Here is a 4157-nt window from a genome sequence, read left to right on the forward strand (position 1 = left end):
TCTCTTATCTAGGTTGAGAGATTTTCTATTCCAGCTCATTGTTCTTACTCAAAATCAATAAACATGCTCTTGAAATTGATGATGGCTAGGTTGTACTGAGTAAAGACATCCTGACCCAAGTTTCCATCTAATCCTTTTAAAAATTGATACTCACTTTGGTTGATAGAGATATGTGGTAATTTATTCTTCTTCGAACCAATCTTGTATTCAAAGTTGGGATAGATATATACCTCTTCATACATAGTACCTCCAGCACCACCTCTTCCGATTGTTTCTTTTTCTGATTTAGCTATAATATCCTCTTTGTGGCGGTTGAAATAGTTGATAGAAAGCTCTGACGTTTTTGCCCCAGTATCTACTGCCATTCTAAGAGTGTCTTGTGGGGTTTGTACCTCTACTACAGGTGTTTGTCCTCTGAAATAGAGATTGGAGTAACTTCTTGTTGATGGCTTTAGAGGGATATGAATGATGTTGTTCGTTAAGTCGATCTTAATTTCTTGCATCTGATTAATTATTGGAGAGCCGATGATGCCCGATATCTGATAGTCGAGTTCAGGAAAGAATAGATCTTTATCTTCGGCAATTAAGAAAACGACGTTTTCAAAGAGTATCTCACCCACATACAAACTATCGGCAACTCCTATTTTAGTTTTAATGTTGATGTGAGTTGCTGTGGATACATCTATGTCTGTCTCGTAGATTTTAAGACCTAAACGTTTTGCTTCCGAATTACTAATTGTTGAGGTTTGAGCTCCCGTATCAAATATAAAATGGTCATGCACGCCCTTACTCGAAACAGGAATCATCAAGTGGTTGAAGATATTGTTGTAGATGGGGATGGTTGTATCTTTTGTGATATGCATCTTTTGTTTCCCCACTTGAGCTTCTGCAAGGGTGTAGTTTTTATTGAATAGATTTTTGTAGTCGTTCAACTTGCTTTTTGAGAAAATGGGTGAAAACTCATCTAGCAGTGTCATATATACTTGAGCTGCCAGATGATACTGAAACGTATTATTGTAATTCAACCCTTGCTGGTCTAGCAGATGTACTATTTCATGGTTACTTAGTCCGTTGCTAGGCTGAGCAAGTAATTTATTGATGGCAACAATAGATTGGGTGTATTGGGCAAAAGCACTAAAACAGAACGCATCGTAATAGAGATATTTATTATAACTAAAACTACGAGGTAGCTTTTGTAATTCTGTTTTTAATTCTAGAAATGATTCCTCTTCTAGTAGTTGATTTAACTTTTTGATAACTGGGTCTATCGGCTGATTACCTGCAAAGCCAAACATAGAAACCCATAGGCCTATTATTAGTAGTGCATATTTTCTCATAGGATAAGTTTAATATATAAACAGCTTGATAACGGTTTTTGTTGAGATATAATGTAGGATGAAGTTAGGTATATTATTTATAAAATCCTATTTCTCGATGGATGAAAACGTGGGTAAGAGGCATCATTTAGAAAGTATCTAAAGAAATAAGTTGTTATTTTATCATTTTATTATTCCTTTTTCTATATTTGCAAACAATAGAAATTATTGAAGCACCCTCATTCATTTCAACTCCAATTCTTTTTTCGATGGGAGTGTCTTCTGTTTTTCTATATTCAACCTAAACATTGACTTCTTCTTATTTAAATAGATTGTCAATTATTATTTGATTAAAATTATGAATCATTTAAACCGAACATTAGTTCTACGTACTGCCCTCGATATGCAGTATCTTGATTATGGCACCTCTGTTGCCTCATCACTTCGTGCACAAAATAATACGACTTCTTCTATCTCTTTTTGTACAGCTCTTTGTACTTCTTGTTGTTGCTGTTGCTGCTGCTAACAACATTATTTCTTACTGCACTATACTCTTCACTACACTTTCAGTAAGAAACTCCATTCAATAACACATTTTTTAAGACAAAACCCTCTTCTCTATGAAGCTGGGAAGGATGTTTTAGTTGATGAATTTTATTTGTCAGCGTAACATTATACATATAATTTAATAATGAAAAAGATTATTACGCTATTATATGTGTTGGCATTTAGTATACCTATGCTAGCACAAAATATATCTATATCAGGTATGGTAACAGCTGAAGGAGAAGAACTTCCTGGTGCTGTAGTTTCAGTAAAAGAACGTTCGGGAGTGGGTACAACCACCAATTTGGACGGGCAATATACTATTCAAGTTCAAAAAGGGGAAACCTTAGTTTTTCAATTCTTAGGCTACGAGTCAGCCGAAAGAAAAGTAGGTTCTCAAACCCAAATCAATGTTGAACTAAAGAACTCCTCTGTTCTCTTAGAGGATGTTGTAATCACTGTTCCTTATGGTGTGGCTCGGAAAGCAACCTTTACAGGTTCTGCTGGAGTTGTAGATGGAGGAATCATTCAAAAATCGCAGGTGAGTAATATCTCTAAGGCCTTGCAAGGAACTGTAGCTGGGGTGCAAAGCTTTTCAGCTTCAGGGCAACCAGGTTCAGATGCTACCATTCGTATTCGTGGTGTAGGTTCGGTAAATGCTTCGAGTGATCCTTTGTATGTGATTGATGGTGTTCCTTACGATGGAGCTTTATCATCCATCTCTTCTGCCGACATTGAATCTATCACCGTGATGAAAGATGCTGCTTCTGCTACTTTGTATGGTTCAAGAGCTGCCAATGGGGTGATTATGATTACAACAAAGCAAGGTAACAAAGAATCTGCCCCAAGCATAGAGTTTAGCTCTAAGTTTGGTTTTTCTAGTCGTGCAAGAAGAGATTATGATCAGCTCAACACCAATCAATATATGGAATTGTTTTGGGAAGCTGTTCGCAATGAGCGTTTTGATAGTAAGATGAAAGAGGGATTAGACCCTCATGCCGTGGCTCAAGAAGCAGGACAATATGCTTCTGAAAATCTGATGGGAATGATAGGTATCAATCCTTATGGTACAGCAAATCCATATCCCGTAGGAGCTGATGGCAGGCTGAAAGTAGGTTTAGCTCCTTTGTGGAATGATAATTGGGACGATGCTCTTTCTCAAAATGCACATTACACCGATATTAATATGCAAGTCAGTGGAGGGAGTAAAAACTCACGATACTATGTGTCGGGTGGTTATTTGAGTGATCAAGGTTACGTCATTGAGTCTGGCTTTAAACGATATACTTTTCGTGCCAATATCGTAAGTGATGTGCGTAAATGGTTGCAACTAGGTGTAAACGTTTCGGGTAGTCATTCTATCCAAAATTATCCCAAGCAAGACGACTCTGCCATTAGCAATGTCATCATGTTTGCTCGTTCTGTACCAGGGTTTTATCCTGTTTATCAGCGAGACAGAGAAACTGGAGCTTATTTAAACGGGGCGAAAGAGTATGATTTTGGAAACTACCGAGCCACTTCTTATGCTCGTTACAACTTGGCCACAACCATGCCTTTGGATAAGAATGAGATAAAAAGAGATCAGGCTTCTTTGAGAAGTTATGTTTTGCTTACTCCTTTGGAGGGCTTAACTTTTCGTTCTTCATTAAATATTGATTACAACAATCGCAACGATCATTATTATGTAAACCCCACATTCGGTCCTGCTAGTCAAACGGGTGGTAGTTCTACAAAAGCCAATACTCGTACCACAGGTATGACTTTTAACAATGTGCTGACTTACTCCTCTCAATTTAGAGATATACACAGCATCAAGTTGATGGCTGGACATGAGTATTATCAGTACAACTTATCCGATATGAGTGGTACTCGTACTCGTATGGTTATGGATGGTTTTGATGAACCCTCAGCAGGCTCATCGGTGAGTGGCTTTGATGGTAGCAGTGATAGTTATAAGCTGTTGAGTTTCTTTGGAAATGCAGAGTATTCGTTGTTAGATAAATACTATGTTTCTGCATCTGTCCGTTCTGATGCTTCTTCACGCTTTCACCCAGACAATAGATGGGGCACATTTTGGTCGGTTGGGGTATCATGGAGAGCTATCTCAGAAGCGTTTATTCAGAACTTTGCTGGTCAGTGGTTGTCCAATTTAACGCTTCGTACGAGCTATGGTGCTCAAGGAAATGATAATATCAACGATTACTATGCTTATCAAGCCTTGTTTAGTATGGAAACCAATACGGGGTATCCAGGTTTGTTCTTTGATAGAATGGCTGCACCAGAGCTTTCTTGGGA

The 4157-nt window shown here is 37.9% G+C and carries 3 protein-coding genes; 2 read left to right on the forward strand and 1 reads right to left on the reverse strand.

What is annotated here, in order from left to right; all coding sequences use genetic code 11:
• Nucleotides 1-44: 44 nt before the first annotated feature.
• Nucleotides 45-1337 (reverse strand): retropepsin-like aspartic protease, encoded by a 1293-nt coding sequence (locus K8V80_RS07010; protein WP_276776488.1) that lies wholly within the window; start codon nt 1335-1337, stop codon nt 45-47.
• A 337-nt stretch (nt 1338-1674) separates the two neighbouring features.
• On the opposite strand from K8V80_RS07010, the gene K8V80_RS07015 reads away from it, so the two are divergent.
• Both K8V80_RS07015 and K8V80_RS07020 read left to right on the forward strand, forming a co-directional pair.
• Nucleotides 1675-1842, forward strand: coding sequence for a hypothetical protein (locus K8V80_RS07015; protein ID WP_276776490.1), 168 nt, complete (start codon nt 1675-1677; stop codon nt 1840-1842).
• A 165-nt stretch (nt 1843-2007) separates the two neighbouring features.
• Nucleotides 2008-4157, forward strand: a 2150-nt coding sequence (locus K8V80_RS07020) for a SusC/RagA family TonB-linked outer membrane protein (protein WP_276776492.1), incomplete at its 3' end; no start/stop codon positions are given.

Origin of the sequence: Bacteroides coprosuis (assembly GCF_020741705.1) — a bacterium.
GTDB lineage: Bacteria > Bacteroidota > Bacteroidia > Bacteroidales > Bacteroidaceae > Bacteroides_E > Bacteroides_E coprosuis.